This window comes from Cryobacterium sp., from assembly GCF_026786305.1.
Lineage (GTDB): Bacteria > Actinomycetota > Actinomycetes > Actinomycetales > Microbacteriaceae > Cryobacterium.
Genome location: NZ_JAJAYI010000061.1, coordinates 1 through 23,654, shown reverse-complemented (window position 1 = coordinate 23,654; position 23,654 = coordinate 1). Strand labels below are relative to the sequence as shown.

21 protein-coding genes and 1 tRNA gene are annotated in these 23,654 nt (G+C 66.1%); 14 read left to right on the top strand and 8 right to left on the bottom strand.

The genetic code is table 11. The features are described 5' to 3' along the window. Positions 1–16 precede the first annotated feature (16 nt). From LH475_RS06330 to LH475_RS06315, 4 genes are all read right to left on the bottom strand, one after another. The gene (locus LH475_RS06330) at positions 17–964 is read right to left on the bottom strand and encodes an NUDIX domain-containing protein (protein WP_196844811.1); all 948 of its coding nucleotides are present in this window, start codon (positions 962–964) and stop codon (positions 17–19) included. After that, complete coding sequence (locus LH475_RS06325) at positions 964–3,138, bottom strand: RNA degradosome polyphosphate kinase (protein WP_196844810.1); 2,175 nt, start codon at positions 3,136–3,138, stop codon at positions 964–966. Before LH475_RS06325 ends, LH475_RS06330 begins: the two co-directional genes overlap by 1 nt. 153 nt (positions 3,139–3,291) lie before the next feature. Continuing rightward, positions 3,292–4,443: a GNAT family N-acetyltransferase gene (locus tag LH475_RS06320; protein ID WP_297413134.1), complete on the bottom strand. Its 1,152-nt coding sequence runs from the start codon at positions 4,441–4,443 to the stop codon at positions 3,292–3,294. Beyond that, positions 4,412–5,104: a response regulator transcription factor gene (locus LH475_RS06315; RefSeq protein ID WP_196844808.1), complete on the bottom strand. Its 693-nt coding sequence runs from the start codon at positions 5,102–5,104 to the stop codon at positions 4,412–4,414. Before LH475_RS06315 ends, LH475_RS06320 begins: the two co-directional genes overlap by 32 nt. Positions 5,105–5,176: 72 nt before the next feature. Between LH475_RS06315 and LH475_RS06310 the strand changes: the two genes are divergently transcribed. The 4 genes from LH475_RS06310 (at position 5,177) to LH475_RS06295 (ending at position 8,658) form a co-directional block, all read left to right on the top strand. Further along, positions 5,177–5,431: a hypothetical protein gene (locus LH475_RS06310; protein ID WP_196844807.1), complete on the top strand. Its 255-nt coding sequence runs from the start codon at positions 5,177–5,179 to the stop codon at positions 5,429–5,431. Between the two features lie 142 nt (positions 5,432–5,573). Then, complete coding sequence (locus LH475_RS06305) at positions 5,574–6,290, top strand: FABP family protein (RefSeq protein ID WP_196844806.1); 717 nt, start codon at positions 5,574–5,576, stop codon at positions 6,288–6,290. Between the two features lie 218 nt (positions 6,291–6,508). Then, positions 6,509–7,774 carry a folate-binding protein gene (locus tag LH475_RS06300; RefSeq protein ID WP_297413133.1) on the top strand — a complete coding sequence of 422 codons (1,266 nt, stop codon included), beginning with the start codon at positions 6,509–6,511 and terminating at the stop codon, positions 7,772–7,774. Positions 7,775–7,905: 131 nt separating this feature from the next. Further along, a complete protein-coding gene (locus tag LH475_RS06295) occupies positions 7,906–8,658 on the top strand; it encodes a phosphoglyceromutase (protein WP_297413132.1) in 753 nt (250 codons plus the stop codon). Positions 8,659–8,720: 62 nt separating this feature from the next. On the opposite strand, the gene phoU is transcribed toward LH475_RS06295, so the two are convergent. Next, positions 8,721–9,377, bottom strand: a complete 657-nt coding sequence (phoU, locus tag LH475_RS06290) for a phosphate signaling complex protein PhoU (protein ID WP_196844803.1) — start codon at positions 9,375–9,377, stop codon at positions 8,721–8,723. A 181-nt stretch (positions 9,378–9,558) separates the two neighbouring features. On the opposite strand from phoU, the gene LH475_RS06285 reads away from it, so the two are divergent. Both LH475_RS06285 and LH475_RS06280 read left to right on the top strand, forming a co-directional pair. Then, positions 9,559–10,749, top strand: a complete 1,191-nt coding sequence (locus LH475_RS06285) for an ATP-binding protein (protein WP_196844802.1) — start codon at positions 9,559–9,561, stop codon at positions 10,747–10,749. Beyond that, complete coding sequence (locus LH475_RS06280; RefSeq protein WP_196844801.1) at positions 10,746–11,429, top strand: response regulator transcription factor; 684 nt, start codon at positions 10,746–10,748, stop codon at positions 11,427–11,429. The genes LH475_RS06285 and LH475_RS06280 overlap by 4 nt, the downstream gene beginning before the upstream one ends. Before the next feature lie 64 nt (positions 11,430–11,493). Here LH475_RS06280 and LH475_RS06275 read toward each other — a convergent pair whose 3' ends face one another. Then, the gene (locus LH475_RS06275) at positions 11,494–12,021 is read right to left on the bottom strand and encodes a hypothetical protein (protein ID WP_196844800.1); all 528 of its coding nucleotides are present in this window, start codon (positions 12,019–12,021) and stop codon (positions 11,494–11,496) included. A 175-nt stretch (positions 12,022–12,196) separates the two neighbouring features. Here LH475_RS06275 and LH475_RS06270 point away from each other — a divergent pair, with 175 nt between their 5' ends. The 4 genes from LH475_RS06270 to rlmB all read left to right on the top strand — a co-directional run bounded on the left by LH475_RS06270 (position 12,197) and on the right by rlmB (position 16,798). Beyond that, a complete protein-coding gene (locus LH475_RS06270) occupies positions 12,197–12,679 on the top strand; it encodes a CarD family transcriptional regulator (protein ID WP_196844799.1) in 483 nt (160 codons plus the stop codon). Between the two features lie 104 nt (positions 12,680–12,783). Further along, on the top strand, positions 12,784–14,241 hold the full coding sequence (gene ispF / locus LH475_RS06265; RefSeq protein WP_297413131.1) for a 2-C-methyl-D-erythritol 2,4-cyclodiphosphate synthase: 1,458 nt from the start codon (positions 12,784–12,786) through the stop codon (positions 14,239–14,241). After that, positions 14,238–15,653, top strand: coding sequence for a cysteine--tRNA ligase (gene cysS / locus LH475_RS06260; protein WP_297413130.1), 1,416 nt, complete (start codon positions 14,238–14,240; stop codon positions 15,651–15,653). Before ispF ends, cysS begins: the two co-directional genes overlap by 4 nt. Continuing rightward, complete coding sequence (rlmB, locus tag LH475_RS06255) at positions 15,653–16,798, top strand: 23S rRNA (guanosine(2251)-2'-O)-methyltransferase RlmB (protein ID WP_196844796.1); 1,146 nt, start codon at positions 15,653–15,655, stop codon at positions 16,796–16,798. The genes cysS and rlmB overlap by 1 nt, the downstream gene beginning before the upstream one ends. A gap of 81 nt (positions 16,799–16,879) precedes the next feature. On the opposite strand, the gene LH475_RS06250 is transcribed toward rlmB, so the two are convergent. Then, positions 16,880–18,190 (bottom strand): DUF4032 domain-containing protein, encoded by a 1,311-nt coding sequence (locus LH475_RS06250; protein ID WP_297413129.1) that lies wholly within the window; start codon positions 18,188–18,190, stop codon positions 16,880–16,882. A gap of 67 nt (positions 18,191–18,257) precedes the next feature. After that, positions 18,258–19,355: a sn-glycerol-3-phosphate ABC transporter ATP-binding protein UgpC gene (gene ugpC, locus LH475_RS06245; protein WP_196844794.1), complete on the bottom strand. Its 1,098-nt coding sequence runs from the start codon at positions 19,353–19,355 to the stop codon at positions 18,258–18,260. Between the two features lie 290 nt (positions 19,356–19,645). Here ugpC and LH475_RS06240 point away from each other — a divergent pair, with 290 nt between their 5' ends. The 4 genes from LH475_RS06240 (at position 19,646) to LH475_RS06225 (ending at position 23,553) form a co-directional block, all read left to right on the top strand. After that, positions 19,646–20,503, top strand: coding sequence for a thioredoxin domain-containing protein (locus LH475_RS06240; RefSeq protein WP_297413128.1), 858 nt, complete (start codon positions 19,646–19,648; stop codon positions 20,501–20,503). Between the two features lie 118 nt (positions 20,504–20,621). Then, positions 20,622–20,694, top strand: a tRNA-Thr gene (locus LH475_RS06235). A gap of 79 nt (positions 20,695–20,773) precedes the next feature. Further along, positions 20,774–22,369, top strand: coding sequence for an ABC-F family ATP-binding cassette domain-containing protein (locus LH475_RS06230; RefSeq protein ID WP_297413127.1), 1,596 nt, complete (start codon positions 20,774–20,776; stop codon positions 22,367–22,369). Positions 22,370–22,557: 188 nt separating this feature from the next. Then, positions 22,558–23,553 (top strand): DMT family transporter, encoded by a 996-nt coding sequence (locus tag LH475_RS06225; protein WP_297413126.1) that lies wholly within the window; start codon positions 22,558–22,560, stop codon positions 23,551–23,553. Positions 23,554–23,654 lie beyond the last annotated feature (101 nt).

The following is a 23,654-nucleotide window of genomic DNA, read 5'->3' as shown; positions in this document are numbered from 1 at the left end:
GGCCGCGTCGCGATCCTCAGGCCGTCGCGGGGTACGTCTCTATCGCGAGGATACCCGCGGCCGGGTTCTCCGCCGATAGGTGCACGATCGAGAACCCGCCGGTGTCCAAATCCGCGGCGTCAAAGAGTGCCGACGACGTCTGCGTGCCGGTAGCCAGTGCGATCTCGCGCAAAATCTCCGGCAACACCGGCCCGTGGCTGCACAGAACGGCCGTCTTGCGGGCGCGCACTCGCTTGCCGACGACGGTGCGAACATCCGCTTCGCCGCTCTCGAGAGCGTCTTGGCTGATCAGATCGGTCTGTTTGATCGTGATGCCGGTGGCGGCAGCCAGCGGAGCCACCGTCGTGACACACCGCGTCGCCGTGCTCGAGATGATGCGCAGCGGCCGCCAGGCGGTGACCGTGTCGACCAGGCCCGCCGCCTGCATCACCCCGCGGGCGGTCAGCGGGCGACGTGCGTCGGGCCCGGCGCCGGTGCGCGACACCGCCTTGCCGTGCCGCAGCGCGATGACGGCGAACGTGCGGGTCACACCGGCATCGACAAGGTCCGAGAACGTTTCGAGAACGATCACGTCGGCCGGGTAGCTCAGGTAGGTGCGGGCCTTCTTGATGGTGACCCATTCGATCGCGGCGACCTCGCCGTTCGGCACGAAGGTCGAGCGTGCAATGGCGTCGGGGGTGATCTCGGCGGCCCAAAAGTGCACGATCTTGGTGCGACCATCCGGCATGTCATAGTGCGAGATGCCAAGTGGAACCCCGAGTGCCACGGCCAGGCCGGTCTCTTCCTCGACCTCGCGCACCGCCGTGCGGGGCAGGGACTCGCCCGGATCCACCTTGCCCTTGGGAATGGTCACGTCGCCGTGCACCGTGCGGTGAATGAGCAGCACGTGCATGCGGCCCTCGATCAGGCGCCAGCAGACTGCTCCGGCGGCGTAGACAGCGGGGTCGACAACCTTGATCGCCATCAGCGACGCCCGTCCGGCCGCTTGCGCTGGCTGATCTGCTGCATCAACCGGTTCTGCATGTCGTCAAGGTGAGTGCCGTTCTCGTCCACGTCGTGGCGGGTCCAGTGGCCGGTTTCATCGAGCCACCAGCTGGAGGTGCGCGGATCCATCGCCCGTTCGAACAACGCCTCGATCTCGACCAGGTGTTCCGGGTCGATCAGACGCACGAGCGCTTCGACCCGGCGGTCGAGGTTGCGGTGCATCATGTCGGCGCTGCCGATGTATGCCTGCGTTTCGCCCAGGTTGTGAAAGGAGAAGATACGCGAGTGCTCGAGGTACCGGCCGAGAATCGACCGCACCCGAATGTTCTCGCTCATGCCGTCGACGCCCGGCTTGAGGCTGCAGATGCCCCGCACCCAGACGTCGACCAGCACGCCGGCCTGGCTGGCCCGGTACAGCGCGTCGATGATGTCCTCGTCGACCATCGAATTGACCTTAATCCGGATGCCGCTGGTCTTGCCTTCGAGGGCGTTCTCGGTTTCCGCCTGAATCTGCTTGAGCAGGGCCCTGCGCAGGTGCAGCGGAGCCACGAGCAGACGCTTGAACTTCTTCTCAATGGCGTAACCCGACAACTCGTTGAACAGTCGGGTGAGGTCCTTGCCGACCTGCGCATCCGCCGTCAGCAAGCCGAGGTCTTCGTAAATACGGCTGGTCTTCGGATTGTAGTTTCCGGTGCCGATGTGGCTGTAGTGCCGCAGCACGCCCTTCTCGTAGCGCACCACGAGGGCGAGCTTGCAGTGGGTTTTCAGCCCGACAAGGCCGTACACCACGTGCACACCGGCCTTTTCGAGCTTGCGCGCCCAGGTGATGTTCGCCTGTTCGTCGAAGCGGGCCTTGATCTCGACCAGGGCGAGCACCTGCTTGCCGCTGTCGGCGGCGGCGATGAGCGCCTCGACGATGGGGCTGTCACCGGAGGTGCGGTAAAGCGTCTGCTTGATGGCGAGCACGTTCGGGTCGGCTGCGGCCTGCTCCAGAAACGCCTGTACGCTCGTCGCGAATGACTCATACGGGTGGTGCAGCAGCACGTCGTGGTGCGCGACCGCCGCAAAAATATCCTGATCGGCGTTCGGTTCGCTCGGCAGCAGCTGGGCTGCCGTTGTCGGCACATGCTTGGAGAAGTGCAGGTCGGGGCGGTCGATGCGGAGGTCGAACAGCCCGCCGAGGTCGAGCGGTGCGGGCAGGTGGTAGACCTCCTGCTCGGTCACGTCGAGTTCGCGCACGAGCAGGCCGAGGGTGACCTCGTCCATGTCCTCGGTGATCTCCAGGCGAATGGGCGGACCGAACCGGCGCCGCAGCAGCTCCTTCTCGAGCGCCTTGATCAGGTTTTCGGTCTCGTCTTCGTCAATCTCGACGTCTTCGTTGCGGGTGACCCGAAACACGTGGTGTTCCAGAATCTCCATGCCCGGAAAGAGATCGCCGAGCTGGTTGGCGATGAGATCTTCAAGCGCGATATAGCGGATGCGATCGACCGACTCGGTGCGATCCACCCGCACAAACCGCGGCAGCATCGGCGGAACCTTGAGCCGGGCGAACTCCTGTTTGCCCGTCTTGGTGTTGCGCACCCGCACGGCGAGGTTGAGCGACAGGCCCGAAATATAGGGAAATGGATGCGCAGGGTCGACCGCGAGGGGCATCAACACCGGAAAGATCTGGTTCGAGAAATACGTGCGCAGCGAACGACGGTCGGCGTTATCGAGGCTCTGCCAGCCGACGACGTCGACGCCGGCTTCGGCGAGGGCGGGACGCACGAGATTCTGAAAGGCGAGCGCGTGGCGGTTCTGTAGGGCATGTGCGGCCGCCGAGATGTCGCTGAGCACGTCCTGCGGGGCACGGCCGACGTTGGTCGGCACGGCCAGCCCGGTGAGAATGCGGCGTTTCAGGCCGGCGACGCGCACCATGAAGAACTCGTCGAGGTTGCTCGCGAAAATTGCGAGAAAGTTGGTGCGCTCAAGCACCGGCAGGGTTTCATCTTCGGCCAGTTCGAGCACGCGCTGGTTGAAGGCGAGCCAGCTCAGCTCACGGTCCAGGTAGCGGTCGTCGGGCAGCGCCGGATCGAGCTTTCCGAAAAGTGGGTCAAAGTCGTCATCAAAGTCTGTGCCCAGACCCGAGTCCGCTTGAGTGATTTCGCCGTCCATCTGACCATCCTGACACCCTTGGTCACGCCACCGCGACGAACGGAGTGAACGTCAGGCGAAATTATCTTGCAGGCCTTGCTTTTTCGGTGCGTCGGGTATGCGGAGTGGGTAGTGTCACGTTCCGCGTAGCCGCGCCGATGCTGTGGTGCGGCCTCAGTCGGCCAGCCGGCGGTACTGCACATCGACGGTGTGGTCGACGAAACCGAGTGCCCGATACAGGTGTACGGCGCCGACACTGTCGGCCTCCACGTAGAGCGCGGCGGTGGCGCAGCCGGCATCGACGAGGCGCTGCAGGCCGGCCTGCATGAGCACGCGCCCGAGGCCGCGCCCAGCGGCATCCGGATGCACCCCGATCACATAAATCTCGCCGATCACCCCGTCAACCTTGAGCCAGTTGTAGCCGATCATGCGGTCTTCGGCGTCGCGAAGAATCAGAAAGTCGTCGGCGTTGAACCACGATTCGGCCTGCCGGGCCGCGAGGTCGGCCTCGGTGATCGCGCCCTGTTCCGGGTGCGTCGCAAACACGAGCGCGTTGAGCGCCACCCAGTCGGCGTCGTCAACCCCCGGCCGAAAAGCCGAAACACTCCCGCCCCAAAGCGCGGCGGATGCTCCCGCCTCCGTTTCGCGGGCCGCCGCGGCTCGGAAGGCCCCCGCCCCGGATTCGGCCGCGGGTTCCGCCCCGGATTCCAGCGCGGTTCCCGGTGCCGTCGCAGCCTCGGCTGCAATTGCTTCCGGCCCAGACGTGGCCTCGGTGGCTATGAGCTGCTTGCGCAATTCCAACAACGTGCGGGCGGCGACGAACCGAAGTTCGCTCGCGAGGGCCCGCGCGGCCGGATGATCGCCGTGTGCCCAGGCGGTCAGCCCGTTCGGCTCGTTGGCGACGAGTTCGCGAGCCGCCGCGCGCCCGTATCCGCGCCGCCGATACTCCGGGATGATGACGAGGTCAATTTCCCCGCGCCCGCCGAGCGCCGCCCCCACAACAATCGTGGCGTCCGCGCCGCCGTCCGTGCCGCCATCCACGCCGCCACTTCCGGCCTCGGAACCGCGCCCCGCGCCATCATCCGCAGAACTGCCCCCGGCCTGTGAAACGTCAGCATCTTCGGTGGTCGAGCGTGCCGAGACCGCCATTCCGGGAACGAGCACCACATAAGCCGTCCGAAGGCCGCTCTGCAGGTCAAACAGCGCCTGCTCGTTGAAGGGCGCGTACCCGTCAAAGCCGAGCGCGACCGAGGCGACCCGGTGAAAGTCGGCCAGCTTCGCAGCATCCGCTGTGCTAAGCGCGAATAGAATTCGGCACCCGCTCATCGTTCTCGTCGTGCACATTGAAGCGATAGCCGACGTTGCGCACCGTGCCGATGAGGGACTCCTGGTCGCCGAGCTTCGCTCGCAGGCGCCGCACGTGCACGTCGACCGTGCGGGTGCCGCCAAAATAGTCGTAGCCCCAGACCTCGCTCAGCAGCTGTTCGCGAGTGAAAACCCGAGACGGATGCGCGGCCAAAAACCGCAGCAGCTCGAACTCCTTGTAGGTGAGGTCGAGCGGTTTGCCGTGCACCTTCGCTGAATAGCTCGCCTCGTCGATGACGACCCCGGCCGCGCGAATCGTGTTCGACGGCTCGGTGCGGGCCAGCCGACCCGCGGTCAGGCGGATGCGGGCATCCACTTCGGCCGGACCGGCCGTGTCGAGAATGACGTCGTCGATACCCCAATCGGGGCTGACGGCGGCCAGGCCACCCTCGGTGATCACGAGCAGCAGGGGAGTGGAGTTGCCCATGGTGCGTAAAATCTGGCAGAGCGACTTGGCAGCGGCAAGGTTGCTGCGGGCATCGACCAGAATGAGGTCCGAATCCGGCGCGTTGATGAGCTGGTCCGCGTGGGCGGGAATCAGCCTCGCGCTGTGTGACAGCAATGCCAGGGCGGGGAGCACGTCATTGTTGGCCGCCGAGGTCAGGATCAACAACTGCGCCACTCGCGCCCTCCAAGAATCTCGAATTTCATACTAGCGTGCCATGGAACACGGGCCGTCAGGCACAATAGAGACGTGAACTGGCACTGGAAAACGATCGCTACCGTGTGGGTACTGGCGATTGTGGGCGCGATCCTCACCGGATTTTTCGCCACCGAGGCCTCCGCGATCAGCTGGATCGGCCTCACCCTGGCCGGTTGCACGCTCGTCACGCTGGGCCTGCAGATCGCCACCGGCACCAAAGAGGGTTATGTCAAACGGGTCACCCTCAGTGTCGTCGGAGCCCTCGTTATTCTCGTGGTGGCGACCATCGTCGTCGTCCTGTCCTGACCACTCCCGCTAGACTCGAAGCATGGAACTGTTAGCGCTAGAACTTTTCTTTCTGGGCCTGCTCGGGCTGGCCAGCTTGTCGATCGCCTGGGTTTCCGGCATGGTCGTGTACAAGCTGTTCCGGGGGCAGCGGTAAGTACGCGTGTTTGACCTCCCGGTCGGCTTGCCGTCCGAACTTGTTCCACTTTCCTGGCTGATCGGAGTCTGGGAGGGCTCCGGTGTGCTCGAATACAAAATCGGCGAGGAGTCGGTCAGCCGCACCTTTGGCCACCGCATCAGCTTCAGCCACGACGGCCTCCCGCACCTGAACTACAGCTCCTACACCTGGCTCGAGCCCGAAACGCCCGTTTCTGCTGCTCCCGCCGACACGGATCCTGCCGTTCCTTCCAGCGAGACGGATGCCGCCGCCCCAACCGCCGCGCTGCCCGCGCTGACCCTGCCCCCCGAGATGATGTCCGACGAGAAAACCCCGTTGGTCACCGAAAGCGGATACTGGCGGCTCAGTCGCCACCAGGGCGACGGCGACCCGGGCCCCGGCATGCTGCCCGGCACCGGCCAGCGCCCATTCACCTCGGCCGCGGCCGTGGAAACCCTGCGCAACCGCGATGGCGGCTTCGACATTGAGGTCACCCTCGTGCACCCCGGCGGCGTGGCCGAGCTCTACCTCGGCCAAGTCAAGGGCCCGCGCATCGACCTCGTCACGGATGCCGTGCTGCGCACCGCCGGTGCCAAACCCTACGCGGCCGCCACCCGTCTCTATGGACTCGTCGACAACCACCTGCTCTGGGCCTGGGACATCGCCGCCCTCGGCCAGGATCTGCGCACCCACGCCTCCGGCCGCCTCGCCCGCGTCGAGTAGGCCCCCGCTCGCCTCGCCCTCTGCACCCGGCCCGGGCCCGGAAAGCGGGCCCGGGTTAGATCAGGGGCCCGCGTTCATAAGGCGGGCCGGCCGGGCACCGCGCCCCCGAATAAATTGTGTGGCCGTAGTGTTGATCTCGATGAGTAGTGCGCCAAGCACGCCCACGATCTTTCTGCACGATCGCCGACCCTCAACCCGGGTCGGCAGAATTGAGCGACATGACTGACCAGGTAGCCACCATCCAGACCTCCGCACCGTCGGCCCCCGCCTCACCGTTGCTGGGCCTGCCCGGCGCGGTTCAGGCCGAAGGAACTGACGCCGGCGTCGCCGCCCACTACGGCAACCCCATGATCGAGCAGCGTTCGCTCGCCGCCGGCCGAGCCATCGTCGACCTCTCGCACCGCGGCGTACTCGGGGTCTCCGGACCCGACCGGCTCACCTGGCTCAACTCGATCGCCAGCCAGGAACTGCGCTCGCTCGCCGCCGGTGAATCCACCGAGATGCTGCTGCTCGACCCCACCGGGCGCCTCGAATACGCCATCCGCGTGCTCGACGACGGCGTCGAAACCTGGCTCCTCGTCGAGGCCGCCGAGCTGCCCGGGCTACAGAAGTTCCTCGACCGCATGAAGTTCACGCTGCGCGTGCAGGTCGTCGACCACACGCTCGCCTACGCCACGATCGGCGCCATGACGGATTCCCCCGCCTCCGTTGGACTGAGCGCCAACGGCATCGCCGCCGCCGCCCCGAACGATGTGCCGCTGACCTGGCGCGACCCGTGGGCTGCGGTGGCCCGCGGCGGGTACCAGTACGCGGAAACGCCCGAGCACCCCGGAACCCGATGGACCTATAGCGAGACCCTCGTGCCCCGGGCGAGCCTTCCCGCCCTGCGCGATGCCCTCGCCGCCGGAGCCCTCGCCGCCGGAGCTCTCGCCGCCGGAGCCGCAGCATCCGCTTCACCGGTCATCATCACCCCCGCCGGCCTGCTCGCGCTCGAGGCGCTGCGCATCGCCGCGTGGCGGCCACGCCGGGCCCGCGAGGTCGATGAGAAGAGCCTCCCGCACGAGCTGGACTGGCTGCGCACCGCCGTGCGCCTGAACAAGGGCTGTTATCGCGGCCAGGAAACCGTGGCCAAGGTGCACAACCTTGGCCACCCGCCGCGCCGCCTGGTCATGCTGCACCTCGACGGGTCGGAGGGTGTGCTGCCCGCCCCGGGCGATTCGGTGCAGGCCGACCGCGTCCGGCCGGAAGGCGAAGCCGAACGCGTCAGAGTCGGCGCCATCACCTCAAGCGGCATCCACTTCGAGCTCGGGCCGATCGCGCTCGCCGTGATCAAGCGCACCATTCCGGCGACGTCGACGCTCTACGTCGAGTCCGAGGGAATCTTCATCTCGGCCGGCCAGGAGATCATTGTGCCGCAGTCGGCCGGATCCGTCGCCGATATCCCCCGCCTACCCCGCCTCGGAATCCGCACCCCCGGTCACTAGCCCCACCGTCGTTGGTCGAAATCTCGACACGCTCGACCAAGGCCCGTTGGTCGAGTGTGTCGAGATCACAACCTCAGAGTGGCCTCGACGGGCTCGACCAACGCACTGTCTACGGTCGATAGAGTGGGCACATGTCTGCCCCCTACACACTCGTCCTTCTCCGCCACGGCCAAAGCACGTGGAACCAGCAGAATCTGTTCACCGGCTGGGTGGACGTTCGTCTGAGCGACCAGGGCACCACCGAAGCCGCGCGCGCCGGCGTGCTGCTCAAGGACGCCGGCCTGCTGCCCGACGTGCTGCACACCAGCCTGCTCTCCCGCGCCATCCAGACCGCGAACCTCGCGCTCGAAGAAGCCGACCGCCTGTGGATCCCGGTGAAGCGCTCCTGGCGCCTCAACGAACGCCACTATGGCGGGTTGCAAGGCCTCGACAAGGCCGCCACCCAAGCCAAGTTCGGCCAGGAACAGTTCATGCTGTGGCGCCGTTCCTACGACACCCCGCCGCCCGTTCTCGCCGACGATTCCGAGTTCTCGCAGGCGCACGACCCGCGCTACGCCGACCTCGGCCCGGACCTGCCCCGCACCGAATGCCTCAAAGACGTTGTTGAGCGGATGCTGCCCTACTGGCAGTCCGACATCGCGCCGGACCTGCGGGAGAACAAGACCGTTCTGGTCACGGCGCACGGCAACTCCCTGCGTGCACTGGTCAAGCACCTCGACGGCATCAGCGACGCCGATATCGCCGGGCTGAACATTCCCACCGGAATCCCGCTCGTCTACCAGCTCGGCGAGGACCTCATGCCGCTCGGCCCCGGCCAGTACCTCGATCCGGAGGCCGCCGCGGCCGGCGCGGCCGCCGTAGCCGCCCAGGGCAACAAGAGGTAGCCGGCCCAGTCACGAAACGGGCCCCGCGAGCGGATGCTCCGGGGCCTTTTTCGTACCCGAGATCAGATGTGGTCGTCCTGGTGCCAGGCGCCGGTGGCGAGGTACTGCACCTTCTTCGCGATCGAGACCGCGTGGTCGGCGAAACGTTCGTGGTACCGGCTGGCCAGGGTTGCGTCAACGGTGTCGGCCGCGAGACCCTTCCAGGTTTCGCCGAGAACGGCCTCGAACACGCTCAGGTGCAGGGCGTCGACCTTGTCGTCTTCGTTGCGGATCGTATCGGCGAGCTGCAGGTCCTGGTGGGTGAGCAGTTCGGTGAGCATGTTCGCGATGACCACGTCGAGCGCGCCCATTTCGGCGAACGTGCCGCGCAGCCCCTTGGGAATGACCTTGTCGGGAAAGCGGTAACGGGCCAGCTGCGCGATGTGTGTGGCAAGGTCGCCCATCCGCTCGAGGGAGGCGCTGATGCGCAGTGCGCTGACCACGATGCGCAGGTCACGGGCCACCGGCTGCTGGCGCGCGAGAATGGTGATGGCCAGTTCGTCGAGCTCGACCGAGAGTTCGTCGATCTTCTCGTCTTCGGTGATGGCCTCTTCGGCGAGGCTCACGTCACTCTTGTTGAAGGCGCGGGTGGCCTTGTCCATCGAGATCGCGACGAGGCGCGAAATGTCGACGAGTCGCTGTTGAACTTCGGCGAGTTCTTGTTGGAATACATCGCGCATGGGGTGATCCTTCCTTGCCGCGCGAACACGCACGATCGGTGTGGCCAGCCTTGGGCACCGGTTTATGATGCCGAATTCAGGTTAACGGCAGGTGCCGCCCACTTGAACACTTTCTAAAGTACAGGGCGCGGGCGGGGTCCGCTGCGAACGACGGTCAAAGACTGTCAGTAATCTGTAGGTTATGGAATCGACGTGGCTGGTGTTGCTGTCGCTGGCACTCGGACTCGGTGTCGGTGCCGGGTTCGTGTCGTTGCTGCACCTCGCCGAACGACACGGGCGGCGCGCCTCCGAGGTGGTTAACCCGGCCGTTCCCGACGGTATCGACCAGGTGCTCGACGCCCTCGAGACCGCCGGGGTTGTGCTCGACCCGTCGAACAATGTCATCAAAACCAGCCCCGGTGCCCTGACCCTCGGCCTGGTCTGGAATCAGCAGCTCGTGCACCCGGAACTGCTCGAACTCGCCCGGCGGGTGCGCCTGACCGGCGAGCCGATCTCCGAAGACCTCGTGCTCTCCCGCGGTCCGTTCGGCGACGCGAGCATGCGCTTTCGGGTGCGCCTGGCCCGGCTCGGCACCCGCTACGTGCTCCTGCTGGCCGAAGACCGCACCGAAGCGTTTCGCCTCGACGAGGTGCGCCGTGACTTCGTGGCCAACATCAGCCACGAACTCAAGACTCCCATCGCCTCCGTCGGCCTGCTCGCCGAAGCGCTCGACAAGGCGGCGGATGAGCCGGAGCAGGTTCGCCGCTTCGCCAACCGGTTAACGACGGAGTCGGCCCGACTCGGCCGCCTCACCCAGGAGATCATCGAACTGTCCCGGCTGCAGGCGCAGGACGCGCTCGCGGAACCGGAGAATCTCAGTGTTGACGACATCGTCGCCGCCGCCGTCGACCAAAGCAGGGTCGTCGCCGAAGCCGAAAGCATCACCATCGTCATCGGCAAGAAGTCCGGCGCCCAGGTCTATGGCGACGAAGCCCTGCTCACCGTCGCCGTGCACAACCTCGTCGCGAACGCGGTGAATTACTCCGCCGAGGGGTCGCGGGTCGGCGTTGGTGTGCGCCTGCAGAAGGGCATCGTCGAGATCACCGTGACAGACCAGGGGGTCGGCATTGCCGACACCGACCTGAACCGGGTGTTTGAACGGTTCTTTCGCGTTGACCAGGCCCGGTCCCGTCACACCGGCGGTACCGGCCTCGGCCTGTCCATCGTCAAACACGTCGTGCAGAACCACGGCGGCGACATTCGCGTCTGGTCGCAGCCCGGCAGCGGATCCACCTTCACCATCCGCCTACCCGAGGCGGCTGGCCCCATGATCGAACCACGCCCGACCAAACCGCGACCGGTCGCCCGTGCGGCCGCAGGAGACACACAATGACACGCATTCTCTTGGTTGAAGACGAGAGCGCCCTGAGCGAACCGTTGAGCTTCCTGCTCGAACGTGAAGGCTACGAGGTCGTCGTCGCCGAAGACGGACCGAGCGCGATCAGCAAATTCGACCAGAACGGCACCGACCTCATTCTGCTCGACCTCATGCTGCCCGGTATTCCCGGCACCGAGGTGTGCCGGGAGATTCGCACCCGCTCGACGGTGCCGATTATCATGCTCACCGCCAAGGATTCCGAGATCGACATCGTGGTCGGGCTCGAGCTCGGCGCCGACGACTACGTTACCAAGCCGTATTCCACCCGTGAACTGGTCGCCCGCATTCGCGCGGTGCTTCGTCGGCACGAAGATCAGAGCGCGACCGACATGGACACCATGCTCACGGCCGGCACGGTGCGCATGGACGTGGAACGACACGTGGTGACGGTCTCCGGCGAGATCGTGAACATGCCGTTGAAAGAGTTCGAACTGCTCGAGTTTCTGCTGCGCAACGCCGGACGGGTGCTCACCCGCGGCCAGCTCATCGACCGGGTCTGGGGCACCGACTACTTCGGCGACACGAAAACCCTCGACGTGCACATCAAACGCATCCGCTCACGCATCGAGGCGGCACCGTCCGAGCCGGTGATGCTCGTGACCGTGCGCGGCCTCGGCTACCGCTTCGAAGCCTGAACCCAGACACACATCAGGCCGCCGTCCCCGAGAGGATGGCGGCCTGAGCTGTACGCGGCGCGGGTTACGCCGAGGGCGTGGCTGTCGGGGTCGGTGTTTCTGATGGCGCCTCGGTCGGTGCGGGCGTCGGCATCAGGGTCGAATACTCGCCCTGGATACCCGAGAGAACCGGCAGCAGCAGCTCGACGCCGGTCTCTTCGCCGTACTGGAAGAACACCGGGAACAGCGAACCGGGCTGGCTGTCCATGTTCTCCAAAACCACCGAGGGGGCGCCGTCGGTGCCGAATGTCACGGTCGTGTTGCCGTCGACGGGAACCTCCCGCGACACCTTTCCGGTACTGGACTCATACTGCACGAGCAGGCTCTGCTGGGTGTCCGTCGGGTTCACGACGGAGACGACCAGGTTGGCCCGTTCGCCGTCGGTTGACAGCAGCAGGGCATTGCGAATGTGCATCTTTCCGACATCCCCGCTCACACCGTCACTCGCGTTGTACTGAATCATGGTGGCCTGCGGTGCAAAAAACCCGCACGCGCTCGTGCCCAACAGAATGCCAGCAGCCAATACAACGGATGCAGCGATGCGCGCTCTCACAAGACCTCCACTACTGAAGCAGCGTTCGACGGTGGGCCGGCGCTGCAGAATTCTCTGTGTTACTAGCTTAGCGGCGTGTGTGGGCAGGGGTTTATCGTCGGCACCCCTCGCGGGCGCGCGTACTGTAGCACCTTGCGCCTGTGGTAAGCTTTGCGCTGCTGAAGGGATCACATCCATGCTGTTTGAGGTTGGTGAAACCGTCGTATATCCCCATCACGGCGCTGCGATGATCACCGAATTGAAAACCCGCATTATCAAGGGCGAAGAGAAGCTGTACCTCAAGCTGAATGTCACCCAGGGAGATCTCACCATTGAGGTTCCTGCCGAGAACGTCGACCTCGTCGGCGTGCGCGATGTGATCGGCAAGGAAGGCCTCGAGAAGGTCTTCGAGGTGTTGCGTGCACCGTTCACCGAAGAGCCCACGAACTGGTCTCGCCGGTACAAGGCCAATCTTGAAAAACTGGCGAGCGGCGATGTCCTCAAGGTGTCCGAGGTCGTGCGCGACCTGTGGCGTCGTGACCAGGACCGTGGCTTGTCCGCCGGTGAAAAGCGCATGTTGGCCAAGGCTCGCCAGATTCTCATCAGCGAGCTGGCCCTGGCCGAAAAAACCGACGAAGAGAAGGCCTCCACCGTTCTCGACGAGGTCCTCGCTTCCTGAATTCTTCATTTGCTTCGTGGGAGGCGGCGCCGACAGGTGCCGCCTTTTGCGTGTTCGTCCCCAGCGTGCTGTTCAGCCCGAACCCAGATAGATACCCTCCAGATATGACTGTTCCCCTCGCGCTGCCGGCCGCGCACCTCCCGGGCGCCCGTGCCGAACCCGTTTCCGGTACCGCCGCCGCTGCGGCCACGGTCGCCGTCATCGTTGTCGCCGCCGGCAGCGGAACCCGCCTTGGCCACGCCGAACCCAAAGCATTCGTTCTGCTTGATATGCGCTCCCTGCTCGACCACGCCCTGGATTCCATTTTCGGCATGACTGAACCGGTGCAGACCATCGTGGTCGCCCCTAGCGATCGGGTAGCGGATGCCCGCGCCATCGCCGAACAGGCCGCCAACCGCCACGGAGCGCTCGCCTCCTCCAACTCGGTCGGGCCGGGCCCTGCGGCGACACACCCCCCAGCGACCGACACTGCGTCGACCAGCACCGCCGCGGGCCTTGTCCGCACGGTCACGATCGTCGCCGGCGGACGCACCCGCCAGGACTCGGTCGACCGGGGCATGAGCGCCCTGCTGCCGAGCGTCGACATCGTGCTCGTGCACGACGCCGCCCGCGCGCTGACGCCCGCCGCCCTCTGTGACGACGTCGTCGCCGCGGTGCGCGCCACCGGCTACGGCATCATTCCGGGCCTGCCCGTGGTCGACACCATCAAGCGCGTCGCTGGCTCCGGCGCCATCCTCGGCACCGTCGACCGCTCCGAGCTCTCCGCGGTGCAGACCCCGCAGGGTTTTCCCCGAGCCATGCTCGAGGCCGCCCGCGCCTGGGCCGTGCAGAACGGACGGTTCGAGGCGCTCACCGACGATGCCGCCCTCGTCGCCGACGCCGGGCACCCGGTACGCGTCATTCCCGGCGACCCGCTCGCCTTCAAGATCACAACCCCCGAAGACCTCGAACGCGCCGACCTCATCCTGCATGCCGCCGCCGCAGCGTCGCAGCCCCCGCTCCTTCCACGCATCGGCACCGGCCTCGATGTGCACGCCTTCGCCACCGAGGACGACAAGACCGACACGTCCGAGCTCTGGCTGGCCGGCCTGTACTGGCCGGGGGAGCGCGGCCTCAGCGGACACAGCGACGGCGATGTCGCCGCGCACGCCATCTGTGACGCCCTGCTCGGCGCCGCCGGCCTCGGCGACATCGGCAGCGTCTTCGGTACGGCCGACCCGCGGTTCAGCGGCGCGCACGGCGACGTCTTTCTCACCGAAACCGTGCGACTGGTCTACGCCGCCGGTTACCTCGTCGGCAACGTCTCGGTGCAAATCATCGGCAACCGCCCCCGGTTCACGCCGCGTCGGGCCGAAGCCGAAAGACTACTCGCCGGCATCCTCTCGGCACCGGTCAATATTGCCGCGACCACGACCGACGCGCTCGGCTTCACCGGCCGCGGCGAGGGCGTGGCGGCGACGGCGACCGCGCTGGTCTATCCCGCCCCGCGCCCCGGGCAGCCGACCGCGCCCAGCCGCACGCCCGAGCCGGGCACGACCCCTGACCTAAACTGGGAGGTGTGACCATGCAACTGTACGACTCGAAGGCTCGGGCCTTACGTGACTTTGTCCCCCTCGTAGCGGGCCAGGTCTCGATGTACGTGTGTGGACCCACCGTGCAGTCCAGCCCGCACATCGGCCATCTGCGCAGCGCCTTGGTCTACGACCAGCTGCGCCGTTGGCTCAGCTACCGCGGCCTCAACGTCACCTTCGTGCGCAACGTCACCGACATCGATGACAAGATTCTGATCAACGCACAGGGCTCGAACGAGCAGTGGTGGGCCCTCGCCTACCGGTACGAGCTCGAGTTCACCGTCGGCTACCAGCGGCTGGGCATTCTCGCCCCCACCTACGAACCGCGCGCGACCGCGAGCATCACCGAGATGCAGGCCATGATCGCGACCCTGATCGAACGGGGCCACGCCTACACCGCCCCCGACGAGTCCGGCGACGTCTACTTCGACAGCGCGAGCTGGCCCGCCTACGGCGCCCTCACCCACCAGTCGCCCGGCAACATGGAAGCGGCGACGGATGTCTCCCCCCGCGCCAAACGCGACGTGCGCGACTTCGCCCTGTGGAAGGGGCACAAGGCGGGCGAACCCACCTCGGCCGCCTGGCCCTCGCCGTGGGGCCAAGGCCGTCCCGGCTGGCACATCGAGTGCTCGGCCATGGCCGCCCGCTACCTCGGCGACCACTTCGACATTCACGGCGGCGGCCTCGACCTGCGGTTTCCGCACCACGAGAACGAGCTCGCCCAGTCGAACGCGGCCGGCAGCGACTTCGCCAACTACTGGGTGCACAACGGCCTGGTCAACGTCAACGGGCAGAAGATGTCGAAGTCGCTTGGTAACTCGGTGTTTGCGGTCGAACTGCTCGACCAGGCCCGGGCCATCGTCGTGCGCTATTTTCTCGGAGCCGCCCACTACCGCTCGACCATCGATTACAACGATGGTTCACTGGCCGAGGCCGAAGCGGCCCTGGAACGGGTCGAAAGTTTTCTCGACCGTGCCGACCGCCGGCTTGCCGGCACCCGTTTCGCCGGGAGCGGCGTCGAGGTCGTGCCCGATGATTTCGCCGCGGCGATGGACGATGACCTCGCCGTTCCGCAGGCGCTCGGCGTGCTCCACGACACCGTCCGTGCCGGCAACGCCGCGCTGGATGCCGAAGACCTTCACGCTGCAGCATCCGCTCGCAGTGAAGTACTCGCGATGAGCGAAGTGCTGGGAATCAACCCTTTGTCGCCCGGCTGGGCCGTGGCGACGGACGAACCGGCCATGGTGGCCCTGAGTGCGTTGGTCGAGCGACTGCTCGGCGACCGCAACATCGCCAGGGAAAACCGCGACTATGCGGCCGCAGACCGAATCCGGGACGAACTCGTCGCCGCCGGAATCACCATCGAAGACACCCCGTCGGGTGCCCATTGGAGCTTTGACTGATGAAGAACTTAGACCGCAAATCGCGCACCGGAGCGGTGCGCAAGGGCAGCCGCGGAGCCCAGGTCGGCTCCGGCGGCCAGGGCCGGCAGGCGCTTGAGGGCAAAAAGCCCACCCCGAAGGCCGAAGACCGTCCGTACCACCCCGCCGGCAAGCGCAAGGCGGCCGCCGAGCGCTTCACCGCGGCCGGCGGCTTCAACTCGCGCCCCGCAGCGGATGCGACGAGCAACCGTGGCGGCGCGCGCGGCGGCCCCGCCGGAGCAGCCCGTGGCGGAACCCCGCGTGGTGGCGTCCGTGGCGCCTCCCAGGGTGCCCCCCAGCGCGGCACCGGCAACACCGGCGGCGGCGGATCCTCGACGCGCCGGGCCAAGCAGATCGACGAGCACGAGATTGTCACCGGGCGCAACTCGGTGCTCGAGGCGCTGCGCGCGAAGATTCCCGCGCTGACCCTCTACATTGCCGCGCGCATCGAAATGGATGAGCGGGTCAAGGAGGTGCTGTTGATGGCGACGAGCCGCAACATCCCCATTCTCGAGGTCATGCGCCCCGAGCTGGACCGTCTCGCCGGTCGCGACGCCGTGCACCAGGGTCTCGCGCTCAAGGTTCCCGCCTACGAGTATGCGCACCCGATGGAGCTGCTCGAACTCACCATCAGCCGCGGCCACAAGCCGCTGTTCGTGGCTCTCGATGGCATCACCGACCCGCGCAACCTGGGTGCGATCATCCGCTCGACCGCTGCGTTCGGTGGCCACGGAATCATCGTGCCGCAGCGTCGTTCGGTCGGCGTGACCGCCTCCGCCTGGAAGACCAGCGCCGGCGCCGCGGCACGCACACCCGTCGCCATGGCGAGCAACCTCACCCAGACGTTGAAGGCGCTCAAGGCGCAGGGGGTGTTTGTGCTCGGTCTCGACGGCGGCGGCGATATCTTTCTGCCCGACCTCGGCATCGGCTTCGCCGAGCGTCCGATCGTGATCGTCGTCGGCAGCGAGGGCAAGGGCCTGTCCCGCCTCGTCACCGAGACCTGCGACGCGATCGTCTCGATTCCGATCAGCGCCGCGACCGAGTCGCTCAATGCCGGAATCGCCGTCGGCGTCACCCTCTACGAGGTGGCTCGTCTCCGTGCCCAAATCAAGAAAGCCAAGCACTAGCCCCTCCCCTCTCTGTGCACCGGGCCCGGGCCCGGACAACACGAGAGGCCCGGGCCCGGACAACACGAGAGGAGGGGAGCGCTAGACCTTCTGCATCCAGTCGTCGGCGTCGCCGGGTTGAGTGGACGCGTCGTCGCCCCGCGGCGTGCGAATGGGTAGCGTGATGGTGCCGGTGAGCGGGTCGATCACGGTCGCCTCGTCGCGGCGGTACCGCAGCACATCCTGCACGTACGACGTCACCGCCTCGGCCAACGGAATATCCCGCGACTGGTTCTGCGCCATGAACCAGCGGTGATCGAGCAGCTGGTGAAACACCTGAGCCCGCTCGAGCTTGCCCCGCAGCTCCTCGGGAATCGCCCGCACCACCGGCTCGAACACCCGAACGAGCCACTCGTGCGCGACCATCTCCTCGTCGGCACCGGGGTCGCCGTAGGCGGCCCGGTAGGAGTCGAGGTCGTTCAACAGGCGGCGGGCCTGATTCTCTTCGGCGTCGAGCCCGGTCAGACGCAGCAGTCGACGCTGATGGTGCCCGGCGTCAACGACTTTCGGCTGAATCCGAACGCTCGAACCGGCGCTGTCGGTCTTGATGGCGAGTTCCTCGATGTCGAAACCGAGGTCGTTCAGGCGTTGCACGCGCTGCGTGATGCGCCAGCGCTCGGAGTTGGAGAACGATTCCGAGCCGGTGAGCTCCGTCCAGAGCAGTCGGTATGCGGCGACGATCCCGTTGCTGACCCGGATCGGGTCGAGCTCGTCGGCCACGCGGCCGCCGGCCTCCAAATCCATGAGCTCGCCGGCGATGTTCACCCGGGCAATCTCGAGATCATTCTCACGTTGACCATTCGAGAGTCCGCCCGAGTACAACTGCCCCGTTTCGGCATCGACGAGATAGGCGGCGAACGCGCCGGCGTCGCGCCGAAACAGGGTATTCGAGAGCGAAACATCGCCCCAGAAGAACCCGATCATGTGCACGCGCACGAGGAGTACGGCGAGGGCATCGACCAGCCGGGTGGCGGTATCCGGTCGAAGGGCGTGCGAATACAGGGCACGGTAGGGGAGTGAGAACTTGAGGTGACGCGTGACCAGAACCGAATTGAGCGGCTCGAGGTCGGCATCCGTTCTGTTGGTGATGACGGCGACCGGCTCGACGCAGGGGATCTCGAGGTTGGCGAGTGTGCGCAGCATGTCATACTCGCGCTTGGCCATTTCGCTCGTGGTCTCCTTGATGGCGACCACCCGCCCGCTCAGGTGGGCGAACCGCACGAGGTGCCGCGAGATGCCCTTGGGCAGCGAGGCGATGTTCTCATTCGGCCAGGCGTCGAGGGGCAGCTGCCACGGCAGGTCGAGCAGGGCAGGGTCGGCCGTGGCCGAGATGATATTGAGGGAACCGCTCATTATTTGACCCTAACTTACGAAAAAACGGCTGGAAGGAGCGAACTCCCTCCAGCCGTTCCAGAACCGATCAGTCGGTGACGGCGCCGCCGAGGCGGAGGCCGCTTTCGGCGTCGAACACGTGCAGGTGGTTCGGTGTGGCCGTGAGGTACACCGTCTCACCAGCGTTCGGGTGCGAGCGGCCGTCGACGCGAGCGACGATGTCGGTACGCTTGCCCTCGATCGTGGAGTGACCGTAGAGGTAGCCGTCGGCGCCGAGTTCTTCGACGAGGTCGACCTCAATCTGCAGGCCCTCGCCGGCTGTGGACGACATTTGGATGTCCTCCGGGCGAATACCCACGGTGACCTTCTTGCCGGTCGAGCTGGCGAGCGTCTCGCGCTGCACCGGAACGATCGCGGTGCCGAACTTGATGCCGCCGTCGACGGTGTCCGCGAGGAACAGGTTCATCGCGGGGCTGCCGATGAAGCCGGCCACGAACACGTTCTGCGGCTTCGCGTACAGGTCGCGCGGCGAACCGACCTGCTGCAGGATGCCGTCCTTCAGCACCGCAATCCGGTCACCCATGGTGAGCGCCTCGGTCTGGTCGTGGGTGACATAGACGGTCGTGACGCCGAGACGACGCTGCAAGCTGGCGATCTGCGTACGCGTCTGCACGCGCAGCTTGGCGTCGAGGTTGGAGAGCGGCTCGTCCATCAGGAACACCTGCGGCTGGCGCACGATCGCGCGGCCCATGGCGACGCGCTGCCGCTGGCCACCGGAGAGCGCCTTCGGCTTGCGGCTGAGGTACGGCTCCAGGTCGAGCAGCTTGGCGGCTTCGAGCACGCGGACGGCGCGCTCATCCTTGTTGATACCGGCGATTTTAAGCGCGAAGCCCATGTTCTCGGCGACGGTCATGTGCGGGTACAGCGCGTAGTTCTGAAAGACCATCGCGATGTCGCGGTCTTTGGGCGGAACATCGGTCACATTGCGCTCACCGATGAGAATGTCGCCATCGTTGACTTCTTCGAGGCCGGCGAGCATACGCAACGAGGTGGACTTGCCGCAGCCGGACGGGCCGACCAGAACCAGGAATTCGCCATCGGCGACCTGCAGGTCGAGCTGGTCAACAGCCGGTCGGGTGGAACCCGGGTAGAGCCGGGTTGCTTTGTCAAAGGTCACGGAAGCCATGATTATTACTCCTTCACCGGCAGGAACGTGCCGGACGATCCGTTGTGAATAGTATTTGTTCGCCGCGTGTCGACCGAAGTCAGCACGCATACATCTCATTATTACACGACGGATGCCGCGGCTCAGATTTTCGAGGTCGGCTCCCCGTTTGGTCGTTTCCCAGTCAGGGCATCTACTATTCGACAGGTGCGTCCAAGCGCGCCCCTACTTCTCGAAAGCGATCCTCTATGACTATTGGCGGACCAAGCGACAGCAGTCCCTCAAAGAACCGCCGGCGTGACGCCGCCCGGGTGAAGGCGAAACAGCTTCGGGTCAGTCAGAAGAAGAAGGACCGCCGCAACAGGGTCTTTCTGCAGGGCGGCATCGGCATCGCCGCAATCGCCATCGTCGTGCTGGTCGCCGTCATCATCGTGAATTCGATCAAACCGGCCGGTCCCGGCCCCAAAAACATGGCCAGTGACGGTGCGCTGATCGGCGAGGGCATGGTCACGGCCCTGACACCCGCGTTGGATCCCGATGCCAAGCCCCGGCCGTCCAAACCGGATCCCACCGGCGCCGTCGCGAACATTCGCATCTACGTCGACTATCTGTGCCCGCTCTGCGGCGACTTCGAAGGCGCCAATACCGAGCAGATCGCCCAATGGGTCGACTCCGGCGCGGCGACCGTCGAAATTCACCCGGTGGCGATTCTCACGAGCAAATCCGCTGGCACCAGGTACTCCCTGCGGGCGGCGAACGCGGCAGCCTGCGTCGCCAACTACTCGCCCGACGATTTCTTCGCCTTCAGCTCCGCGCTGTTCGTCGACCAGCCGAAAGAAACCTCGCCCGGCCGCAGCAACGCGGAGCTCAAGGCCGTCGCCAAGGGTTCGGGCGTGAGCACGGCGGTGTCCAGCATCAATTCCTGCATCGACGACGGCACCTACGAGTCGTGGGTCAAGTCGGCGACCGATCGCTCGCTCGACGGCCCCATCCCCAACTCCTCGATGAAGTCCATCATCGGAACCCCCACCATCCTGGTCAATGGCAAGCCGTACACCGGCTCACTCAAGGACCCGAAGGAATTCGCGTCCTTCGTGCAGCAGGCCCTTGGCGAGACCTACTCCACCTCGACGCCGACGCCGACGCCCACCCCGACGCCGGGCGGGTAGCTTTAGCCGTTCGTTCCGTCAAGCGGATGCGCCGGCGCGCGCCGCGCGCAGCCGCTTCGGCGGTGCCCGTGGCGGCGCTGAAATCATTTAGGATGGTTCCTTGAGGCCCATGCCTCATGCCGGCCTGGCGCAATTGGTAGCGCACCACTCTTGTAAAGTGGGGGTTACGGGTTCAAGTCCCGTGGCCGGCCCTGTGACCCCCTGCTCCCGACTGGGATGCCGGGGTCTTCTAGCGCAGCTCGGCGCCGGCACCTCCGAGAGGAAACGCGCATGAGCCTGATCCGGCTGGACGACGTCAGTATTTGCTTTGAGAACACGCAGATTCTGCGCGAAGCGTTCTTTCGCCTCGAACCCGGTGACCGGGTCGGCCTGATCGGCAAGAACGGCTCCGGCAAGTCCACCATTCTCAAGCTGATCCTCGACCAGGTCTCGCCCGACACCGGCGAGGTCACCCTCGAGGAGGGCGTCACCGTGGGCTATTTCTCCCAGTTCTCCGAGCTCAATGGCGAGCAGACCATCACCGAGGTGCTCGACGAACTGTTCGTGGCCGTGAAAGCGGCCGAGGCCGAACTCGCCGGGATCGACGCGGCGATCGCCCTCGATTCCTCGGCCAGCGCCGAACTCGACCGGCTGATCACCCGCCAGGGCGAGCTGTTCGAGGAGATGGACCGCCTGGACGGCTGGGACTACAAGCGCCACATCGACACCGCGCTGACCACCCTCGGGTTCAACGAGGCGCACCGCGTCTGCGCCATCGACGAGCTTTCCGGCGGCTGGCGCAACCGTGCCGCCCTGGCCAAGATCGTGCTCGAAGCCCCCGACGTGCTGCTGCTCGACGAGCCCACGAACTACCTCGACGTGGCCGGTGTTGAGTGGCTCGAAGCCTGGTTCAAGAGCTTCAAGGGTGCCGCCATCGTTGTCTCGCACGACCGCAAATTTCTCGACGCCGTCGTCACCCGCATCATCGAGGTCGAGAACTTTCACCTGCACGAATACCCCGGCAACTTCGGCGAGTACATCGTGCAGAAGCAGTTTCGACTCAAAACCCTCGAGGCCCAGTTCGTCCACGAATCCGAGCTACTCGCCTTTGAGGCCGAGGGCATCTCCGACCGCCGCGAAGCCGCCAAAGCGAAGAGCCGCCAGCTCGACAACCAGCTCGCGCACATCAAGAAGTCGCGCACGCCGCGCCCGGTCGACCAGATCATCACCGAGATCTACGGCAATCTGCACGTCAAAGACGTACTCTGCCGGGTGGACGGCCTCGCCAAGAGCTACGGCAACAAGCTGTTGTTCGAGAACCTCAGCTTTGAGGTGCACCGTGGCAACCGCATCGTCGTGCTCGGCAGTAACGGCAGCGGCAAAACCACCCTGCTGCGCGTACTCACCGGCGAGGAAACGGCCGACCACGGCGACGTCGCCTGGGCCAGCGGCGCCGGCGTCGTCTCGTACAACCAGATTCTCGCCGAACTCGACGAGAGCGATACGGTCAGTCATGCCGTCAACGCCATGCCCGGCAGCCTGGCCCTCACCGCGACGAAGAAGTCGGTCAACCGCTTTCTGACCATGTTCCAGTTCAGCGAGGCCGACCTCAAGCAGAAGATCGGCACCCTCTCGGGCGGGCAGCGCGCCCGCGTCGCCATGGCCCAGTGCCTGCTCTCCGGTGCCTCGGTGCTGCTGCTCGACGAACCGACCAACCACCTCGACATGTCGAGCACCCAGGTGATGGAACGCGCCCTCGTGCACTTTCCCGGCGCCGTCGTGGTCGTCAGCCACGACCGGTTCTTCACCGACAAGATCGCCAATCGCCACCTCGTCTTCGGCAGTGACGGCGCCGCTCCCGGCGAGATCGAGGTGCGCGCAGCCTAGCCCGCCCGCTGCGCCGGCCTCCGTTTCACGTTCCGGGCCCGGGCCCGGAACGTGGGCCCGGATTAGATCATGGGGCCATCATGGAACCAGTGCCCGGAGGTGGGCCCGCGGCGAGATCGGCCCTATGTGGCCGCCCTGTGTGGCCGCCCTCGTCTCGCCCTCCGGCCTCCGTCTCGTAGTATTGCCACGTGACCCAGACGCGCGCACAAACCCGAATGGATGCCTCGGCCGCGCCCGCAGCATCCGCTGTGCCGGTCTGGCTTGCACTCGTCTTCTCGGTGCTGATCGGTGCGCTGTACGCCGTGCAATCCCGGGTGAACGGCGAACTCGGGCATCAAATCGGCAACGGATTCACCGCCGCCGTCATCTCCTTCGGTACCGGCCTGGTCATTCTCAGCCTCGGCCTCATCGTGTTCCGCCGCGGACGCCGCGGCCTACAACTCGTCGCGCGCGCGGTCTCGGCGAAAAGCCTGTCGTGGTGGCACCTGTTCGGCGGCCTGGCCGGTGCCCTCTTCGTGCTGTCGCAGGGCCTCGTCGCCGCGCCGCTGGGCATTGCCCTGTTCACCGTCGCCGTCGTGGCCGGCCAGACCGTGAGCGGCGTGCTCATGGACCGCTTCGGCATCGGCCCGGGTGGTCGGCGTCCGCTGCACGCGTCCAAGATCGTCGGCGCCCTGCTCGCCCTGGTCGCCGTCGGGTTCACGGTGAGCGGCGAATTGCACGGCAGCGGTGCGCTCTGGTTGCTCGCGCTACCGCTGATCGCCGGCATCGGCCAGGGCTGGCAGCAGGCCGTCAACGGTCAGGTGCGGGTCACCGCGCAGAGCGCCCTCACGGCGACCTTTCTGAACTTTCTCCCCGGCACCATCGCCCTCGTGCTCGCCGCGGTCGTGAACGGCCTGGTGGTCGGATTTGCGCTCGATTTGCCGGCCAACCCGTGGCTCTACACCGGCGGACTGATCGGCTGCATCTTCATCGCCGGGGCCGCTCTCGTCGTGCGCACCACCGGGGTGCTCATGCTCGGCCTGTGCATCGTGGCCGGCCAGCTGGTCTGCGCCCTCGCGCTGGATCTGCTCGCACCGTCGGCCGGGCATCCGCTCGGCGTGACGACGATTGCCGGCACCGCGCTCGCCCTCGTGGCCGTGGTCATCGCCGCCGTGCGGTGGCGTCGCCCCGGCCACGTCGGCTAACCGTCGAGATACGTTGTTCGTTGTTCGTTGTTCGTTGTTCGTTGTTCGTTGGTCGAGCTTGTCGAGACCATAATCCGTGCACGATATGGTCTCGACAAGCT